Source organism: Micromonospora sp. 15K316 (assembly GCF_004348525.1).
Classification (GTDB): domain Bacteria; phylum Actinomycetota; class Actinomycetes; order Mycobacteriales; family Micromonosporaceae; genus Micromonospora.
The window spans coordinates 1-17,305 of sequence record NZ_SMKG01000025.1; the positions used below are offsets into that span (position 1 = coordinate 1).

Genomic DNA, 17,305 nt, shown 5'->3' on the forward strand with positions numbered 1-17,305 from the left:
GGGGCGGGGCGCCCACTCGAACCCCGGCACCTCGTCGGCGCTGAACAACTCGTACGCGGCACCCCGGGCGATCTCCTCCGCCGGGTAGACGCCCCCGCCGTACGCCACCCGCAGCCCGGTACGCCCGTCGGCCTCGCCGCTGGTCTGCGGTGCGACGCTCATCGGATCACCGTGCCGCGGTACCCGCGATCTGCCCGCTCGCGTCGCCGCTGCGCGTCGGCGCGAGCGCCACGCGGCTGTTCCCAGTGGTTCGCTGCGCTCCGCTCGCTCACCGGGCGACCGTAGAGTCGCCCTCGGTAATCGAGGTGAACAGCAGGTGGCGGGCGGGTGGACCGGCTCGGTGTGTGATCCTTTGGGTGATGAGCCAGCCAACCGAACAGCCGATCGACGCAAGCGAGTCCCGTCGTGCCCGTGCCGCCCGCCGAGCCGGCGAGTTCCCGCCCGCCCCGCAGCCGCTGCCGAGCCCGGTGCTGGACAGCCACACCCATCTGGACATAACGGTCAGTGAGGCGGGTGTTCCCGGCGGCGGCCCCTCCGACGACCCGATCGCCACGGCCATCGAGGTCGCGAACCGGGTCGGGGTGGACCGCCTGGTGCAGGTCGGCGTGGACGTCCCCTCCTCCCGCTGGGGGGTGGAGACCGCACAGCGGTACCCGGCGGTGGTGGCCACCGTGGCGCTGCACCCCAACGACGCCCCCCGCCTGCCCGACCTGGACGAGGCGCTGCGTGAGATCGAGGGGCTCGCCGCCCACGACCGCGTCCGGGGCGTCGGCGAGACCGGGATGGACTTCTTCCGCACCGGCGATGAGGGGCGCGCCGCCCAGGAGGAGAGCTTCCGGGCGCACATCGCCATCGCCAAGCGGTACGGCAAGGCGCTCGTCATCCACGACCGCGACGCGCACGGCGACGTGCTGCGCGTCCTCGACGACGAGGGCGCGCCGGAGACAGTGGTGCTGCACTGCTTCTCCGGCGACGCCGCGTTCGCCGCCGAGTGCGTACGCCGCGGCTACCTGCTCAGCTTCGCCGGCACGGTCACCTTCGCCAGCGCCGGGGCGCTGCGCGAGGCGGCCGCCGTGACCCCGCTCGACCAGATCCTGGTGGAGACCGACGCCCCATACCTCACGCCCACGCCGCACCGCGGCCGCCCCAACGCGTCGTACCTGGTTCCGCTGACCGTCCGGGCGCTCGCCGCCGCCACCGGCGCCGACCTGGACGAGCTCTGCGCCGCGATCTCCGCCACCGGCGACCGGGTCTTCGGGCCGTGGTGAGCCGCGTGGTGCGGCGGCTGCCCGACCCGGGGTGCTTCCGGACCGCCCGGCCGCGCCCCCTACGCTGCTGCCCATGAGCGGTCTCCTCGGCCCGGCGGAGATCCGGGACTTGGCCGCCCGGTTGGGTGTCGCCCCGACGAAGAAGCTCGGGCAGAACTTCGTGCACGACCCGAACACCGTGCGGCGGATCGTCGGCACCGCCGGGCTCGCCCCCGACGATGTGGCGCTGGAGGTCGGCCCCGGGCTCGGCTCGCTCACCCTGGCCCTGCTCCCGGTCGCCGCGCGCGTGCACGTCGTCGAGATCGACCGGGTGCTCGCTGACGCGCTGCCGGAGACCGCTGCCCGGTACGCCGGACCGGACGCCGCCCGGCTCACCGTGCACCACGCCGACGCGCTGCGGGTCACCGCCGCCGACCTCGGCGACCCGGCGCCCACCGCGCTGGTGGCGAACCTGCCCTACAACGTCGCCGTGCCCGTGGTGCTGCACCTGCTCGCCGAGCTGCCCGGCCTGCGGCACGGCCTGGTGATGGTGCAGAAGGAGGTCGCCGACCGGCTGGTCGCGGGTCCCGGCTCCAAGGTGTACGGCATCCCGTCGGTGAAACTCGCCTGGTACGCCCGTGCCCGGGCGGCCGGTCGGGTCCCGCCCAACGTCTTCTGGCCGGTGCCGAACGTCGACTCCGGCCTGGTCGCCTTCACCCGTCGCGAGCCGCCCCGCGCCGACGTGACCCGCGAGCGGGTCTTCGCCGTGGTCGACGCGGCGTTCGCCCAGCGGCGCAAGACCCTGCGCGCCGCCCTCGCCGGCTGGGCCGGTGGCGCCGACCGGGCCGCCGCCGCGCTCATCGCGGCGGGCGTGGACCCCGGGGCGCGGGGCGAGGCGCTCACCGTCGAGCAGTTCGCCGCCATCGCCGCGTCGGCTCCGGCCGCCGCACCCGCCGGGCAGTAGGCTGGCGCCGTGCCCGCCGGCATGCCGCACCATTCGCGGATCGCGCAGGATCCGTGGCATGTCCACACGTACGACCTGGTCGACGACGGATACCCGCCGGTCGTCGACGCTGCCGAGGAGCTGATCGTGGAGAAGCCGTTCGACACCCGCCCGAGCCTGCGGGACGTCGCCCCGTGACCGAGGCCTGGCGACCGGACGGCGAGGACGAGCGGCGCGGGGCCAGCGGCCCGGTGAAGGTCCGGGTGCCCGCCAAGGTCAACCTGCACCTCGGCGTGGGCCCGCTGCGCCGCGACGGCTATCACGAGCTCAACACCGTCTATCACGCGATCTCCATCTACGACGAGCTGACCGCCCGCCGGGGAGACACCCTCACGCTCACGATGGAGGGCGAGGGCGCCGGCGAGCTGGCCCTGGACGACTCCAACCTGGTGATGCGGGCCGCGCACGCGCTCGCCGGGTACGCGGGGGTGCTCCCGCACGCCCGGCTGCACCTGCGTAAGCAGATCCCCCTCGCCGGCGGCCTGGCGGGTGGCAGCGCGGACGCGGCAGCCACCCTCGTGGCCTGCGACGCCCTCTGGGGCACCGGGCTCACCCGCGACGAACTGGCCGGCATCGCCGCCGACCTCGGTTCGGACGTGCCGTTCCTGATCCACGGCGGCACGGCGCTGGGCACCGGGCGCGGCGAGGCGGTCAGCCCGGTACTGGCCCGCCCGACCTCGTGGTACTGGGTCGTGGCCATCGCGGACGGCGGTCTCTCCACCCCGGCCGCCTATCGCGAGCTGGACCGGCTCCGCGAGGCCGGCACCGCCGGCCCACCGCTCGGCGCGACCGACGCGCTGCTCGCCGCGCTGCGCCAGCGCGACCCGCGGGTGCTCGCCGCCACGCTCGGCAACGACCTCCAGGACGCCGCCCTCGCCATGCGCCCCGCCCTCGCCGAGACGCTCAAGGCGGGCGAGGCGGCCGGCGCGCTCGCCGGCATCGTCTCCGGATCCGGACCGACCTGCGTATTCCTCGCCGAGAACGGCGCGCACGCCGAGCGGATCGCATCCGAGCTCACCGCCACCGAGGTGTGCCGGGAGGCGCGGGTGGCACACGGCCCGGTGGCGGGCGCGCGGGTCAACTGACCCGCGACCGCCCGAGCGGTTACGGCTACGGGGAGGTCGCGGCCGCCCGGAGGGCGGGGGCGGCAACCTCCGGCACGCCGCGCGATCGCGGCGGGACCCACGGATCTCAGCGGGCCGCCGGATGGCCGGGACGTCGCGCCGGGCGCACCCACCCCGGGGTGCCGCGTACCCTTGAAGGCCAGGCGTCCCGTGCCCGCCGGCACCGGACGCCTTGATCATGAAAGGTAGGTCGTGGCCAACATCCTCAACCTGGACCGGGTGTCCAAGGGCTACGGGGCCGCCGGGCCGCTGCTCACCGACGTCTCACTCGGCTTGGACGACGCCGACCGGATCGGTGTGGTGGGCCTCAACGGCGCCGGCAAGTCCACGCTGCTCCGGCTGCTCACCCGCGCCGAGGAACCGGACGACGGCCGCGTGACCCACCGCCGCGACCTGCGGGTCGCCTGGCTGCCGCAGAACCTCACCCTCGCCCCCGACGCCACCGTCCGGGACGTGGTGCTCGGCACCGAGTGGCTCGCCGAGAGCATGGGCGCCGAGCACGAGTGGGCCGGCGATGCCGGAGTGCGGACCATCCTCGACGGTCTCGGCATGCCCCACCTCGGCCTCGACCAGCCGGTCGGCCCGATGTCCGGCGGCGAGCGCCGCCGGGTGGCCCTCGCCGCGCTGCTGATCCGCGACTCCGACCTGCTGATCCTCGACGAGCCCACCAACCACCTCGACGTCGGCGGCGTCGACTGGCTGGCCCGGCACCTGCTGAGCCGCAAGGGCGCCCTCGTCGTCGTCACCCACGACCGCTGGTTCCTCGACGCCGTCTGCACCACCACCTGGGAGGTCGCCGACCAGACAGTCCGGTCCTACGACGGTGGCTTCGCCGCCTGGACCCTCGCCCGCGCCGAGCGGGAGCGGGTCGCGGCGGCCACCGAGGCCCGCCGGCAGAACCTGCTCCGCAAGGAGATCGCCTGGCTGCGCCGTGGCCCGCCGGCCCGGACCTCCAAGCCGCGGTTCCGGATCGACGCGGCCAACGCCCTGATCGCCGACGTCCCACCGCCGCGCGACACCATGTCGCTGCAACGGCTCGCCACCGCGCGGCTCGGCAAGCAGGTGTACGACCTGGAGCAGGTCAGCCTCAAGGCCGGCCCGAAGGAGATCCTGCACGACACCACCTGGCAGGTCGGTCCCGGCGACCGGGTGGCCATCCTGGGCGCCAACGGGGCGGGCAAGACCACCCTGCTGCGGATGCTCGCCGGTGTCACCCGCCCGGACGGCGGCCGGTTCGTCACCGGCTCCACCGTCCGGCCGGCCTTCCTCTCCCAGGAACTGGCCGAGTTGCCCGGGCAGTTGCGCGTGCTGGAGGCCGTCGAGGAGGTGGCCCGCCGCGTGCAGCTCGGTGATCGGGAGATCTCCGCCGCGCAGCTCGCCGAGATCTTCGGCTTCGACGACCGGCGGCTCTGGACGCCGGTGAGCGACCTCTCCGGTGGCGAACGCCGTCGGCTGCAGATGCTCCGCCTGCTCGCCGGCGAGCCGAACGTTCTCCTCTTCGACGAGCCCACCAACGACCTGGACACCGACACCCTCGCCGGTCTGGAGGACCTGCTCGACTCCTGGCCGGGGACGCTGATCGTGGCGAGCCACGACCGGTACCTCATCGAGCGGGTCACCGACGTCGTGTACGGCATGCTCGGCGACGGGCGGTTGGTGCACCTGCCCGGCGGCGTGGACGAGTACCTGGCCCGGGCGGCCGACAAGCCGGGCTCCAGCCGTACCGAGGCGGTGCCCGCCGCCGCGGCGGAGGCGCCGGCCCGCACCGGCCTCTCCGCGGCCGAGGTGCGCCAGGCGCGCAAGGAGCTGACCCGGCTGGAACGCCAGATCGGCAAGCTGGAGCAGCGCGAGGCGGCCCTGCTCGACCAGCTCGCCGAGCACGCCACCGACTACGCGAAGGTCGCCGAGCTGGACGGCCAGCTCAAGGACCTGCGGGCCGAGCGGGAACGGACCGAGGAGGCCTGGCTGGCGCTGGCCGAGGAGCTGCCCGCCGACTGACCAGCCTCGTCGGCCATCGACCGTGGTGACCCGGCCGGTGGTCGCCACCCCAGGTGGGCCCCCGTGTGCCGCGTCACACTCCGACGTGCGGGAGAATCGTCGTCGACCCTCACCCGAACGGCGTTGGAGACTCAGACATGGCCCATACCCCCGTCAACCACCCCGCGCGGCCGATCTACCGGGCGATCGCCGGGCTGACCGGCCTGTACCTGGTGGTCTTCGGTGTGCTCGGCGTCATCACGAGCGCCGGCGGCGAGCTCTTCGCCCAGGACGACACCCAGGTCCTCGGCCAGGGTACGAACCTCGGCTTCTCGCTGATCAGCGCCGTGCTCGGGCTCCTCGTGCTGGCCGGCACCCTGCTCGGCCGCAACATCGACGTCGCGATCGACCAGTGGCTGGCGTACATCCTGATGATCGTCAGCCTCGGTGGGCTCGCCTTCAGCCGGACCGACGCGAACTTCTTCAACTTCACCATCCCGACTGTCATCGTCCTGATGGTGGCCGCCCTGGTGCTGCTCGTGGCCGGCATGTACGGCAAGGTCGGGACCGATGAGGAGAAGGAGGCGTGGCAGAAGGCCCGCCTGGTGCTCTGATCCCCGGTCGCGCTTTTGCTTGTCTCTGGTTGCGCTTCTGGTTTCGCCGGAGCCGACCCGCTCCGGGCGGTCAGGCTTGATCCCTCCGCGGGTCGGGCTCCGGCGAAACCCATGGTGGTCCCGCGCCGTCCTGGCCGTTCCGGCCGGCTGAGCGGGACCAGTTGTGTTTGCGGGCGGACCAGTCTGTTCGCCGGACAGTCGGCGTCCCGACGGGCGACAATCCTCCGGAACCGGTCATCTCGGGTGGAGGAGAGGCTCATGGCGCATTTTCCGGTGAACCATCCGGCGCGACCGATCTACCGCGTCCTCTCCGGGCTCATCGGGCTCTACATCCTGGTCTTCGGCGTCTGGGGAGTCGCGCAGACCGCCGGGCAGTTCCTCTTCGCCCGCGAGAGCAACTGGGTGCTCGGGCTCCGCACCAACCTCGCGTTCTCCATCGCCTCGGTGATCTTCGGAGCCTTCCTGCTGATCGGCGCGTCGCTGCGCACCAACCTCGGCCACTACATGAACCTGACCGCCGGCATCGTCTTCCTGGTCACCAGCATCCTCATGATGTCGGTGCTGCAGACCGGGGCGAACTTCCTGAACTTCTCGATGTCCACGGTCATCGTGTCGATGCTCTTCGGTCTGGTGCTGCTCGGCACCGGCCTCTACGACAAGGTCGGCCCGCCGGAACTCGCCGAGGCGGAGCGACGCCATCGGGACAAGCAGATCTCCGAGGCGAACACGCGCTGACCGGCCGGCGGTCGCCGCCGGGCGGGCTCAGTGCTTGCGGGAGGAGATCAGGGTCGGCTTCGCCTCCAGGTGCGAGAGCCCGTTCCAGGCCAGGTTCACCAGGTGCGCGGCGACCGTCTCCTTGCGTGGCTTACGGACCTCCAACCACCAGCGACCGGTCAACGCCACCATGCCGACGAGCGCCTGCGAGTAGAGCTCGGCGAGCTTCGGGTCGTACCCCCGGCTCTTGTACTCGGCGCCCAGGATGTGCTCGACCTGATGGGCCACGTCGTTGAGCACGCTGCTGAAGTTGCCCGTCGCCGCCATCAACGGCGACTCGCGGACCAGCACCCGGAAACCGCTCGTCTCCTCCTCGATGTAGCTGAGCAGGGCCATCGCCGCCTGTTCCAGCAGCTCCCTCGGGTGGCCGGCGGTCAACGCGGTGGTGATCCGGTCCAGCAGCGCCCGGACCTCCCGGTCCACCACGACGGCGTAGAGCCCTTCCTTGCCACCGAAGTGCTCGTAGACCACCGGCTTCGACACCTTCGCCCGCGCCGCCACCTCCTCCACCGAGGTCGCGTCGAAACCGCGCTCGGCGAAGAGCTGCCGTCCGATCGAGATCAGCTGTTCCCGGCGCTGAGCCGCCGACATGCGTACCCGGGAGGATGACTTGCCGCCGGGCGGGTCCGCCGACCTTCGCCGGCTCGTGCCACCCTCGCTGCCTAGGACATCCGCCATCTCGTCACCTCGCCGGCGCTCGGTGACGCCCTGCCGTGGGATGGTGCCTCCGCTGTACCCGCTCACTTCGCCGCCTCACTGGCGTACGGCCGGGCGGCGCTCGCGCGCCGTCCGACCGTACCCGCCGCGTGCCCGGCCCCCCTGTCGCCGTGCCGCGCGGCATTCCCCCCGCTTCGTTCGGTCACCGGGCCATACTGCCAGGTAACCGCCGAGTCCATTTCCCGGATCACCCCGCCGACGGTGACACCATCTTCGCCGCGAGGCGTTCCGGCTTCGGCCAGCGCACGTCGTACGCCGCCCCGGACTTCTCCAGGAACCAGATGACCCGGGCCGAGATGTCCACCTGGCCGCGCAGGACGCCGTGCCGGGCGCAGGTCGGGTCGGCGTGGTGCAGGTTGTGCCAGCTCTCGCCGAAGGAGAGGATCGCGAGCGGCCAGAAGTTCGCCGCCCGGTCGCCCTGCCGCATCGCGAAGGGACGCTCGCCGTAGACGTGGCAGACCGAGTTGATCGCCCAGGTGACGTGGTGCAGCAACGCGATGCGGACCAGCCCGGCCCAGAAGAGCGCGGTCAGCGCGCCCTGCCACGACCAGGTCAGCAGGCCGCCCATCAGCGCCGGGCCCAGCACCGAGATCGTCACGAGCAGCGGGAAGAGCTGGTCGACCCGCTTGATGTCGCGGTCGGCGATCAGGTCGGGCGCGAACCGCTGCCGGTTGGAGAGTTCCCGGCTGAACATCCAGCCGAGGTGCGCGTGGAAGAGGCCGCGGGTCAGACCCCAGACGCTCTCGCCGAACCGCCACGGGGAGTGCGGGTCACCCTCCAGATCGGAGAAGGCGTGGTGGCGACGGTGGTCTGCCACCCACTGGATGATCTCGCCCTGCACCGAGAGTGAGCCGGCGACCGCCAGCGCGACGCGCAGGCCGCGCCGGGCCTTGAACGAACCGTGGGTGAAGTAGCGGTGGTAGCCGACCGTCACGCCGAGCCCGGAGATCACGTACCAGAACGCGGCGATGCCCACGTCGGTCCAGCTCAGCCAGCCACCCCAGGCGACCGGCACGGCGGCCACCAGGGCCCCGAACGGGATCAGCACGAAGAGCCAGAGCGCGACGAGAATGCCGGGCGACTGCGTGCCCTGGGTGAGTGGCTTTGGTCCGGATGCTTTCGGTTCGAGCAGGGCGGTCGACATGGCACCTCGCAGCGCTGGGGAGTAGGGGAACATCACAAGCTACGCCTACGTCACCGTAACTTACGCAACCGTAGATCGCACGGGGAAGTTCGCGAGAGGCTTTGTCGTACCGTCCCCCTAGCGTCGACCCATGACCGATCCGCTCGCGGCGGAGGTGCGCCGACTCCGCGCCGTTGAACAGCTCTCGGTACGCGAGATCCGGGCTCGCACGGGTCTGGGTCGTGATCGGGTCTACGAGCTGCTGCGCGGCGTGCCGCCGCCGGCCTGGATCCGCCGACCGAACGCCAAGGACCAACTGCGAGCGCGAGCGATCGAGCTACGGGCGAGTGGTTGCTCGCTGTCGGAGATCGCCGCACGTACCGGGATCGCGAAGTCGACGGCGTCCCAGTGGGTCCGGGACGTGCCACTCCCCGCCGCGGACGATGCGGTCCAGGCGCGTCGGAAGAGCCACGCGAAGTCGATGTCGGAGGCTCGCTGGGCCGCGCACCGGGCGGCTCGCGACGCCGCCCGCGCCGACCAGCACGCGGCGGCCGTCGCGGCCGTCGGCCGGCTCGACGATCGCGACATCCTGCTCCTCGGTGCGGCGATCTACTGGTGCGAGGGGACCAAGTCGAAGCCGTGGCGACGCGACGATCACCTGCAGCTCATCAACAGTGATCCCGGCCTGCTCGCGGTCTTCCTGCTCTTCCTGTCGACCTGTGGCGTCGACCGAACGGTGCCGACGTATCGGGTGAGCATCCACGAGACCGCCGACGCCGACGCCGCGACCGGTTGGTGGGCGGCGCGACTCGCCCTGCCGATCGATCGATTCCGCCGGCCGACATTGAAGACGCACAAGCCGGGCACGCTCCGCCAAGACACCGGGGCCGACTATCACGGCTGCCTCGTGATCAATGTGCCGCGCAGTCGCGAGCTCTATTGGCGGATCGAAGGTATGATCTCCGAGCTGTTCCGGAAATCAGGCGGCGCGGGCCCCGAAAACGTGGACCGTTAGGCTTGACATTCATTGGGGTGTGGGGTAACGGCAACCCGCAGGCCTTTGGAGCCTTGAGCTCCTGGTTCGAATCCAGGCACCCCAGCTCACGCAGGTCATGGCGCATTCGCCGTGGCCGCGCCAACCGGCCGTCGACGTCTGGTTAGCATGACCGCGGAAGTGTCGCCGTCCCGACGGGAGCCCGGTCGTGTCCCAGCCCCACCATCGCACCGTCGTCGTGCTCGCCGCCGGTGAGGGCAAACGGATGAAGTCGGCGCTGCCGAAGGTGCTGCATCCGCTGCTCGGTCGTACGCTGCTCGGTCACGTGCTGAGCGCGGCGGCGCCGTTGGGCGCCGACCGGACGGTCGTGGTCGTCGGGCACGGCGCCGACCAGGTTCGCGGGCACCTCGCCGAGATCGCGCCGGACGTCGTGCCGGTGCTCCAGGCCGAGCAGCTCGGCACCGGTCACGCGGTGCGGATCGCGCTGGAGGCCGTGCCGGACGCCACCGGCACGGTCGTCGTGATCAACGGTGACGTGCCGCTGCTGCGCCCGGAGACGGTGAGTGCGCTGGTGCACGCGCACGAGCAGGCCGGCGCCGCCGCGACGGTGCTCGCCGCCGAGGTGCCCGACCCGACCGGCCTGGGCCGGATCGTGCGGTCCGCCGACGGTCGGCTGGAGCAGATCGTCGAGGAGCGGGACGCCACCCCGGCGCAGCGCGCCGTCCGGGAGATCAACGCCGGCAGCTATGCGTTCGACGTGGTACGGCTGCGGGACGCGCTGGGCAAGCTCTCGACCGACAACGACCAGGGCGAGGAGTACCTGACCGACGTCTTCGGCCTGCTCCACTCGGCGGGGGAGCCGGTGGCCGTGCACGTCGCGCCGGATCACGTGGAGACGCTGGGCTGCAACGACCGGGTCGAGTTGGCGGCGCTGCGCCGGCTGCTGCGCGACCGGATCAACGAGGGCTGGATGCGTACCGGGGTGAGTCTGCTCGACCCGGAGACCACCTGGATCGACGTGACCGTGGCCCTGGACCGGGACGCCGTGGTCGACCAGAACACCCAGCTGCGCGGTGCCACCGTGGTCGGCTCCGGGGCGGTGGTCGGCCCGGACGTGACCCTGATCGACACGGTGGTGGGCGAGGGCGCGACGGTGCTGCGCAGCCACGCGGTGGGCGCCGAGGTCGGTCCGGGGGCCAGCGTCGGCCCGTACGCGTACCTGCGTCCGGACGCGCGCCTGGCGGAGAAGTCGAAGGTCGGGACGTTCGTCGAGGTGAAGAACTCCGAGGTGGGGCCGGGCGCGAAGGTGCCGCACCTGTCGTACGTCGGGGACGCCACGATCGGGGCGAAGGCGAACATCGGCGCGGCGACGATCTTCGTGAACTACGACGGGGTGAACAAGAACCGGACCGTCGTCGGCGAGGGGGCGTTCATCGGCTGTGACACCAGCCTGATCGCGCCGGTCGAGGTGGGCGCGGGTGCGTACATCGCAGCGGGCAGCGCGATCAGCAAGGACGTGTCGCCGGGCGCGCTGGGCGTGACCCGGGCGCCGCAGCGCGAGGTCGAGGGCTGGGTGGCCCGCAAGCGCCCCGGAACGGTGTCGGCGGCGGCGGCCGAGCGGGCGTTGCGGGCCGCGGAGGGTGCGTCGCCGGGGGCCGCGGCGGCAAGCGAAGGTGAGGCAATCCACGGGGATGGCCGGGCGCTGGGCGGGGAATCCTCCGAGGGAGATACTGCAACCGACTAGGCCCCGGCCCACCACCACCGCGCGCCGGGCATCACCGACCAACGGGAGCAGACGGGCCCATGGGCAGCATCGTCGCTGAAAACCGCAAGAGCCTGATGCTCTTCACCGGACGTGGCTTTCCGGAGCTGGCCAAGGAGATCGGAGAGGTGCTCGGCGTCGCGCCGACGCCCACTGACGCGTACGACTTCGCCAACGGCGAGATCTTCGTACGGTATCGGGACTCGGTGCGTGGTTCGGACGCCTTCGTGGTGCAGTCCGTCACGCACGGGGTGAACACCTGGGTCATGGAGACCCTGATCATGATCGACGCGCTGAAGCGCGGCTCGGCCAAGCGGATCACCGTCGTCCTGCCGTTCTATCCGTACGCCCGGCAGGACAAGAAGCACCGGGGCCGGGAGCCGATCTCGGCCCGGCTGATCGCCGACCTGTTGAAGACCGCGGGGGCGAACCGGATCCTCACCGTGGACCTGCACACCGCGCAGATCCAGGGCTTCTTCGACGGGCCGGTCGATCACCTCTTCGCGATGGACGTGCTGGCCGAGTACGTCGAGCGGCAGTACGCCGGCCGCCCGATGACGGTGGTCGCGCCGGACTCCGGCCGGGTGCGGGTCGCCGAGCGCTGGACGGACCGGCTGGGTGGCTGCCCGCTGGCGTTCATCCACAAGACCCGCGACCCGATGAAGCCGAACCAGGTGGTGGCGAACCGGGTGGTCGGTGACGTCGAGGGCCGGGTCTGCCTGATCGTGGACGACATGATCGACACGGGCGGCACGATCTGCCGGGCGGCGGACATCCTCAAGGAGTCGGGTGCCGCCGACGTGATCGTCGCGTCGACGCACGCGCTGCTGAGCGATCCGGCGACGGAGCGGTTGAAGAACAGCCCGATCAGCGAGGTCGTGGTGACCAACACGCTGCCGCTGCCGCCGGAGAAGCAGCTCGACAAGCTCACCGTGCTCTCGATCGCCCCGCTGCTCGCCCGGGCGATCCGGGAGGTCTTCGACGACGGTTCGGTGACCACGCTCTTCGGTGGTCTCAGCTGACGTCGGTCGGGTGTCCGGCGGTCGTCGTGGACGGCCGCCGGGGCTGACGAAGCCTGACCTGCGGGGCGTATCCGACGGCGATGTGGGGACTGGCGGAGAGCCGGGATTTCGCTCGGGTAGACTGGTGCGGTTGCCACGGCGAGGGTGCCCGGCGGGCCGCTGAGGAAGCGCCGCACGGAGGCACCGTCATCGACGCGGTGCTCCGGGCAGTCGTTCATGACGCATGAGCCCCAGCGAGCCCCTCGCCCCAGCACCGCCAGTCGACAAGCCGCCGCAGCGAAAGCATCAGGAGTTTCCCCGTGTCCGAGGTAAAGATCAGCGCCGAGCCCCGTACCGAGTTCGGCAAGGGTGGTGCCCGTCGTACCCGCCGGGCCGGCAAGGTGCCCGCCGTGCTGTACGGCCACGGCGAGAAGCCGAAGCACATCGCGCTGCCGGCCCGCGACTTCGCCGCCGCCATCCGCAAGGGCGGCGCCAACCAGCTCTTCGCGATCGAGGTGAGCGACGGCACCCAGGTGCTGGCGCTGCCGAAGGCGATCCAGCGTGACCCGATCAAGGACACCTTCGAGCACGTCGACCTGCTGCTGGTCCGTCGTGGCGAGAAGGTCACCGTCGAGGTCCCGGTCGAGCTGACCGGTGAGGCCGCGAAGGACACGCTGATCGTGCACGACCACGACACCCTCTCGGTGACCGCCGACGCCACCCGGGTGCCGGACCACCTGGAGGCGTCGATCGAGGGCGCCGAGCCGGGGGTGCAGGTCACCGCGGCCGACGTGACCCTCCCGTCGGGTGTCGAGCTGGCCGCCGACCCGGAGCTGCCGGTCGCCACGGTGACCGCCGCCCCGACCGCCGAGCAGCTCGAGGCGACGCTGCCCGAGGTCGAGGAGGCCACCGAGGAGGAAGAGGCCGAGGTCGGCGAGGTCACCGAGGCTTCGGAGGGTGCCGAGGAGGCTCCGGCCGCCGAGGGCGAGGAGAACGCCGAGGCGCGTACCGGGGCCTGATCCGGTCGGTTTTCACGTGCGACAGGCGTCCCCGGATTCGGGGGCGCCTGTCGGCGTATCAGGGGTCCGGTCGGGTGGACGTGGGAAGGGTGGGTCGTGACGGACGAGGCGGGGCCGTGGCTGGTGGTCGGCCTGGGCAACCCGGGTCGGGAGTACGCCGGCAACCGGCACAACGTCGGTTTCATGGTGGCGGAGCTGCTCGCGCAGCGGGTGGGTGCGAAGTTCGGTCGGCACCGGCGGGCCGTGGCCGAGGTCGCGGAGAGCCGGCTCGGTTTCGGTGGCCCCCGGCTGGTGCTGGTGAAGCCGTTGACCTACATGAACCTCTCCGGCGGCCCGGTAGCGGCGCTGGCCCAGTTCTACAAGGTGGCGCCGGGGCAGGTCGTCGCGGTGCACGACGAGCTGGACATCGGGTACGGCCAGCTGCGGGTGAAGTGCGGCGGCGGCGAGGGCGGCCACAACGGGTTGCGCTCGATGACGAAGTCGCTGGGTACGAAGGAGTACGCGCGGGTCCGGTTCGGCATCGGCCGGCCGCCGGGGCGGCAGGATCCGGCCGACTTCGTACTGTCGGATTTCAGCGCCGTCGAGCGCAAGGAGCTCGAGTTCCTGGTCGATCGGGCTGCTGACGTGGTGGAGTCGGTCGTCACCCGGGGTGTGGAGCCGACGCAGAACCTCTACCACGGCGCCTGACGCGGGCGGGGCGTACCCGCTCGACGGCTGTGGGCCGGTAGTCTGCGCCTTTCGACGTGTGGCGACCGGCGGCGCGGGTCGCGGGGGACGAACCGGGCCGTGGCGAGGCGACGGGAGCGGACCATGGACAGTCCTCCGACGATCGACGGCGCATTCGCCCGGTGGCTCGCGGCCCGGGCGGGTCAGGCGCTGCTGGCGTTGCGGGCGGAGATGGGTTTCGCCGATCCGGGGGCGTTGAAGTCGGCCGGGGACAAGGTCTCGCACGAGCTGATCCGCACCGAGCTGGCGAGGTGGCGTCCCGGTGACGCGGTGCTCTCCGAGGAGGACGAAGGGTCGCGGCTGGCCTGGGCGGCGGAGGTGACCGCCGAGGGGCTGCCCCGGCTGACGGCCGAGCGGGTGTGGATCGTCGATCCGCTGGACGGCACCCGGGAGTACGCCGAGGACGGGCGGTCGGACTGGGCGGTGCACGTGGCGCTCTGGTCGCGTACCGCGCCGAGCCCGCACGGGCTGGTCGCCGGCGCGGTGGGGCTGCCCGCGCAGCAGCGGGTGCTGGCCACGGACTATCCGCCGGCGTACCCGCCGATGAGGGTGGAGGCGGCGGCGGCCGGTGTCCGGACGATCCGGTTGGCGGCGAGCCGGAGCCGGCCGCCGGTGTTCCTCACCGACCTGGCCGACGACGTGGGGGCGCATCTCGTGCCGATGGGCTCGGCGGGCGCCAAGATAGCCGCGGTGGTGACCGGTGAGGTGGACGCCTACATCCACGCGGGCGGCCAGTACGAGTGGGACTCGGCGGCGCCCATCGCGGTGGCGACGGCGACCGGACTGCACGCGTCCCGGATCGACGGTTCCGCGCTGACGTACAACGGGGCGGATCCGCGCCTGCCCGACCTGCTGGTGTGCCGTCGTGATCTCGCCCTCATGTTGCTTGCGGCGCTGCGGAGACATTCCGGGTAGCCTGTGCCCAGTTCTTGACTTCCCCGACCGGAAAGGTCTGGAATCGGATGAGCGTGCGAATCGAGCCCGAGTCATGACCGCGCCCGCCTACCAGGTCTCACACCTGGACGCGCTGGAGGCGGAGAGCATCTTCGTGATGCGTGAGGTGGTCGCCGAGATGGAGCGACCGGTGCTGCTCTTCTCGGGCGGCAAGGATTCGATCGTGATGCTCCGCCTGGCGCAGAAGGCGTTCGCCCCGGCGAACGTGCCCTTCCCGGTGATGCACGTGGACACCGGCCACAACTTTCCGGAGGTCCTGGAGTACCGCGACCAGCGGGTGGCGGAGCTCGGCCTGCACCTGGTGGTGGCGAGCGTGCCGGACGCCCTGGCGCGCGGCCTGGTCCGGGAGTCCCCGGACGGGATGCGTAACCGGATCCAGACCCCGGTCCTGCTGGCGGCGGTGGAGCAGCACCGCTTCGACGCCCTCTTCGGTGGCGCCCGGCGGGACGAGGAGAAGGCCCGCGCGAAGGAGCGGGTGTTCAGCTTCCGTGACGAGTTCGGCCAGTGGGATCCGAAGAACCAGCGTCCGGAGCTGTGGGCGCTCTACAACGGCCGGCACCATCCGGGCGAGTCGATCCGGGTCTTCCCGCTCTCCAACTGGACGGAGCTGGACGTCTGGCACTACATCGCGCGGGAGCGGATCCCGCTGCCCTCGATCTACTACGCGCACGAGCGCGAGGTGATCGAGCGCGACGGGATGCTCTACGCGGTCAACGAGTTCGTCCGGCCGCGGGCCGGCGAGGAGTTGGTCAAGGAGCGGGTGCGGTACCGCACGGTGGGCGACGCCTCCTGCACGGCCGCGGTGCGCTCGGACGCGGACACGGTGGAGAAGGTCATCGAGGAGGTGGCGGCGACCCGGATCACCGAGCGCGGTGCGACCCGTGGTGACGACCGGGTCAGCGAGGCCGCCATGGAGGACCGCAAGCGGGAGGGCTACTTCTGATGACCGTCGAGACCGACGCGGACGCCGGGGCCGCCTCCGGTGGCGAGTCCGCAGCCCGACGTATGGACCTGCTCCGCTTCGCCACCGCGGGGAGCGTGGACGACGGCAAGTCGACGCTGATCGGCCGGCTGCTCTACGACACCAAGTCGCTCTTCACCGACCAGTTGGCCGCGGTGGAGGCGGTCAGCGCGGCGCGCGGCGACGAGTACACGAACCTGGCGCTGCTCACCGACGGCCTGCGGGCGGAGCGGGAGCAGGGCATCACCATCGACGTGGCGTACCGGTACTTCGCCACGCCGCGGCGGAAGTTCATCATCGCCGACACCCCGGGGCACATCCAGTACACCCGGAACATGGTCACCGGGGCGTCCACGGCCGACCTGGCGCTGATCCTGGTCGACGCCCGCAAGGGGTTGGTGGAGCAGTCCCGCCGGCACGCCTTCCTCTGCTCCCTGTTGCGGGTGCCGCACCTGGTGCTCTGCGTCAACAAGATGGATCTGGTGGACTTCTCCCAGGACGTCTTCGAGCGGATCGCCGACGAGTTCACCGCGTTCGCCGCGAAGCTCGACGTGCCCGACCTCACGGTGGTGCCGGTCTCCGCGCTGCGCGGCGACAACATCGTCAGCCGGTCGCCGAACATGCCCTGGTACGAGGGCCCGGCGCTGCTGCACCACCTGGAGCGGGTGCACATCGCCAGCGACCGCAACCTGGTCGACGTGCGGTTCCCGGTGCAGTACGTGATCCGTCCGCAGTCGACGACCGTCACCGACTACCGGGGCTACGCGGGTCAGGTCGCCTCGGGGGTGCTCAAGGCGGGTGACGAGGTGATGGTGTTGCCGTCGGGGTTCACCAGCCGGATCGCGTCGGTGGAGACCGCCGACGGGCCGGTCGCGGAGGCGTTCCCGCCGATGTCGGTCACCGTACGGTTGACCGACGAGATCGACATCTCCCGGGGCGACATGATCTGCCGGCCGAACAACGCGCCGGCGGTGGCGCAGGACATCGAGGCGATGGTCTGCTGGATGGACGAGACCCGCCCGTTGCAGGTCGGCGGCAAGTACGCGATCAAGCACACCACCCGGTCGGCGCGGGCGATCGTGCGGGGTCTGCACTACCGGCTCGACATCAACTCGCTGCACCGGGACGATTCGGCGGGGGAACTGCGGCTCAACGAGATCGGCCGGGTCCGGCTGCGGACGACGGTGCCGCTGCTGGCCGACGAGTACCGCCGCAACCGCACCACCGGCGGTTTCGTCATCATCGACGAGACGACCAACCGTACGGTCGGCGCCGGCATGATCGTCGAGGCGGGTTGAGACCGTGGCCC

The 17,305-nt window shown here is 71.8% G+C and carries 17 protein-coding genes, 1 tRNA gene and 1 pseudogene; 17 read left to right on the forward strand and 2 right to left on the reverse strand.

Features of this window, described 5'->3' with window-relative positions:
- The first annotated feature begins 356 nt into the window (after nt 1–356).
- From E1211_RS08645 to E1211_RS08670, 7 genes are all read left to right on the forward strand, one after another.
- Nucleotides 357–1,268 (forward strand): TatD family hydrolase, encoded by a 912-nt coding sequence (locus E1211_RS08645; protein ID WP_132347231.1) that lies wholly within the window; start codon nt 357–359, stop codon nt 1,266–1,268.
- A gap of 73 nt (nt 1,269–1,341) precedes the next feature.
- A complete protein-coding gene (gene rsmA, locus E1211_RS08650; protein WP_132347232.1) occupies nt 1,342–2,211 on the forward strand; it encodes a 16S rRNA (adenine(1518)-N(6)/adenine(1519)-N(6))-dimethyltransferase RsmA in 870 nt (289 codons plus the stop codon).
- A 9-nt stretch (nt 2,212–2,220) separates the two neighbouring features.
- Nucleotides 2,221–2,388 (forward strand): hypothetical protein, encoded by a 168-nt coding sequence (locus E1211_RS32400; RefSeq protein WP_165947207.1) that lies wholly within the window; start codon nt 2,221–2,223, stop codon nt 2,386–2,388.
- Nucleotides 2,385–3,335 (forward strand): 4-(cytidine 5'-diphospho)-2-C-methyl-D-erythritol kinase, encoded by a 951-nt coding sequence (locus E1211_RS08655; protein WP_132347233.1) that lies wholly within the window; start codon nt 2,385–2,387, stop codon nt 3,333–3,335. Before E1211_RS32400 ends, E1211_RS08655 begins: the two co-directional genes overlap by 4 nt.
- A gap of 231 nt (nt 3,336–3,566) precedes the next feature.
- Nucleotides 3,567–5,372: an ABC-F family ATP-binding cassette domain-containing protein gene (locus E1211_RS08660; RefSeq protein WP_132347234.1), complete on the forward strand. Its 1,806-nt coding sequence runs from the start codon at nt 3,567–3,569 to the stop codon at nt 5,370–5,372.
- A 137-nt stretch (nt 5,373–5,509) separates the two neighbouring features.
- Nucleotides 5,510–5,965, forward strand: coding sequence for a DUF4383 domain-containing protein (locus E1211_RS08665; protein ID WP_132347236.1), 456 nt, complete (start codon nt 5,510–5,512; stop codon nt 5,963–5,965).
- A gap of 258 nt (nt 5,966–6,223) precedes the next feature.
- Nucleotides 6,224–6,700, forward strand: a complete 477-nt coding sequence (locus E1211_RS08670; protein ID WP_132347238.1) for a DUF4383 domain-containing protein — start codon at nt 6,224–6,226, stop codon at nt 6,698–6,700.
- A gap of 27 nt (nt 6,701–6,727) precedes the next feature.
- Here the strand turns inward: E1211_RS08670 and E1211_RS08675 are convergent, their stop codons facing one another.
- Nucleotides 6,728–7,417 (reverse strand): TetR/AcrR family transcriptional regulator, encoded by a 690-nt coding sequence (locus tag E1211_RS08675; protein ID WP_132347240.1) that lies wholly within the window; start codon nt 7,415–7,417, stop codon nt 6,728–6,730.
- A 226-nt stretch (nt 7,418–7,643) separates the two neighbouring features.
- Entirely contained in the window at nt 7,644–8,600 is a 957-nt protein-coding gene (locus tag E1211_RS08680) for an acyl-CoA desaturase (protein WP_132347242.1), read from the reverse strand.
- Nucleotides 8,601–8,730: 130 nt separating this feature from the next.
- Here E1211_RS08680 and E1211_RS33325 point away from each other — a divergent pair.
- From E1211_RS33325 to E1211_RS08725, 10 genes and pseudogenes are all read left to right on the forward strand, one after another.
- A pseudogene (locus tag E1211_RS33325) lies at nt 8,731–8,988 on the forward strand (resolvase); the annotation flags it as partial.
- Nucleotides 8,989–9,060: 72 nt separating this feature from the next.
- Complete coding sequence (locus E1211_RS33330) at nt 9,061–9,594, forward strand: hypothetical protein (protein WP_243709440.1); 534 nt, start codon at nt 9,061–9,063, stop codon at nt 9,592–9,594.
- A 13-nt stretch (nt 9,595–9,607) separates the two neighbouring features.
- Nucleotides 9,608–9,679 (forward strand) — tRNA-Gln (locus tag E1211_RS08690).
- Nucleotides 9,680–9,781: 102 nt separating this feature from the next.
- On the forward strand, nt 9,782–11,317 hold the full coding sequence (glmU, locus tag E1211_RS08695) for a bifunctional UDP-N-acetylglucosamine diphosphorylase/glucosamine-1-phosphate N-acetyltransferase GlmU (protein WP_132347246.1): 1,536 nt from the start codon (nt 9,782–9,784) through the stop codon (nt 11,315–11,317).
- Between the two features lie 59 nt (nt 11,318–11,376).
- Nucleotides 11,377–12,357, forward strand: a complete 981-nt coding sequence (locus E1211_RS08700) for a ribose-phosphate diphosphokinase (protein ID WP_132347248.1) — start codon at nt 11,377–11,379, stop codon at nt 12,355–12,357.
- A gap of 299 nt (nt 12,358–12,656) precedes the next feature.
- Nucleotides 12,657–13,355: a 50S ribosomal protein L25/general stress protein Ctc gene (locus tag E1211_RS08705; protein ID WP_132347250.1), complete on the forward strand. Its 699-nt coding sequence runs from the start codon at nt 12,657–12,659 to the stop codon at nt 13,353–13,355.
- A 96-nt stretch (nt 13,356–13,451) separates the two neighbouring features.
- Entirely contained in the window at nt 13,452–14,042 is a 591-nt protein-coding gene (pth, locus tag E1211_RS08710) for an aminoacyl-tRNA hydrolase (protein ID WP_132347252.1), read from the forward strand.
- Nucleotides 14,043–14,165: 123 nt separating this feature from the next.
- The gene (locus E1211_RS08715) at nt 14,166–14,996 is read left to right on the forward strand and encodes a 3'(2'),5'-bisphosphate nucleotidase CysQ (RefSeq protein WP_132347254.1); all 831 of its coding nucleotides are present in this window, start codon (nt 14,166–14,168) and stop codon (nt 14,994–14,996) included.
- A gap of 73 nt (nt 14,997–15,069) precedes the next feature.
- Nucleotides 15,070–15,978 carry a sulfate adenylyltransferase subunit CysD gene (gene cysD / locus E1211_RS08720; protein WP_132347256.1) on the forward strand — a complete coding sequence of 303 codons (909 nt, stop codon included), beginning with the start codon at nt 15,070–15,072 and terminating at the stop codon, nt 15,976–15,978.
- Nucleotides 15,978–17,294: a sulfate adenylyltransferase subunit 1 gene (locus tag E1211_RS08725; protein ID WP_132347258.1), complete on the forward strand. Its 1,317-nt coding sequence runs from the start codon at nt 15,978–15,980 to the stop codon at nt 17,292–17,294. The genes cysD and E1211_RS08725 overlap by 1 nt, the downstream gene beginning before the upstream one ends.
- Nucleotides 17,295–17,305 lie beyond the last annotated feature (11 nt).

Coding starts and splice junctions, on each gene's coding strand:
- rsmA (WP_132347232.1), top strand. CDS start 1,342: ATGAGCGGTCTCCTCGGCCCGGCGGAGATCCGGGACTTGGCCGCCCGG.
- E1211_RS08665 (WP_132347236.1), top strand. CDS start 5,510: ATGGCCCATACCCCCGTCAACCACCCCGCGCGGCCGATCTACCGGGCG.
- E1211_RS08670 (WP_132347238.1), top strand. CDS start 6,224: ATGGCGCATTTTCCGGTGAACCATCCGGCGCGACCGATCTACCGCGTC.
- E1211_RS08675 (WP_132347240.1), bottom strand. CDS start 7,417: ATGGCGGATGTCCTAGGCAGCGAGGGTGGCACGAGCCGGCGAAGGTCG.
- E1211_RS08680 (WP_132347242.1), bottom strand. CDS start 8,600: ATGTCGACCGCCCTGCTCGAACCGAAAGCATCCGGACCAAAGCCACTC.
- E1211_RS33330 (WP_243709440.1), top strand. CDS start 9,061: ATGTCGGAGGCTCGCTGGGCCGCGCACCGGGCGGCTCGCGACGCCGCC.
- E1211_RS08700 (WP_132347248.1), top strand. CDS start 11,377: ATGGGCAGCATCGTCGCTGAAAACCGCAAGAGCCTGATGCTCTTCACC.
- E1211_RS08715 (WP_132347254.1), top strand. CDS start 14,166: ATGGACAGTCCTCCGACGATCGACGGCGCATTCGCCCGGTGGCTCGCG.
- cysD (WP_132347256.1), top strand. CDS start 15,070: ATGACCGCGCCCGCCTACCAGGTCTCACACCTGGACGCGCTGGAGGCG.
- E1211_RS08725 (WP_132347258.1), top strand. CDS start 15,978: ATGACCGTCGAGACCGACGCGGACGCCGGGGCCGCCTCCGGTGGCGAG.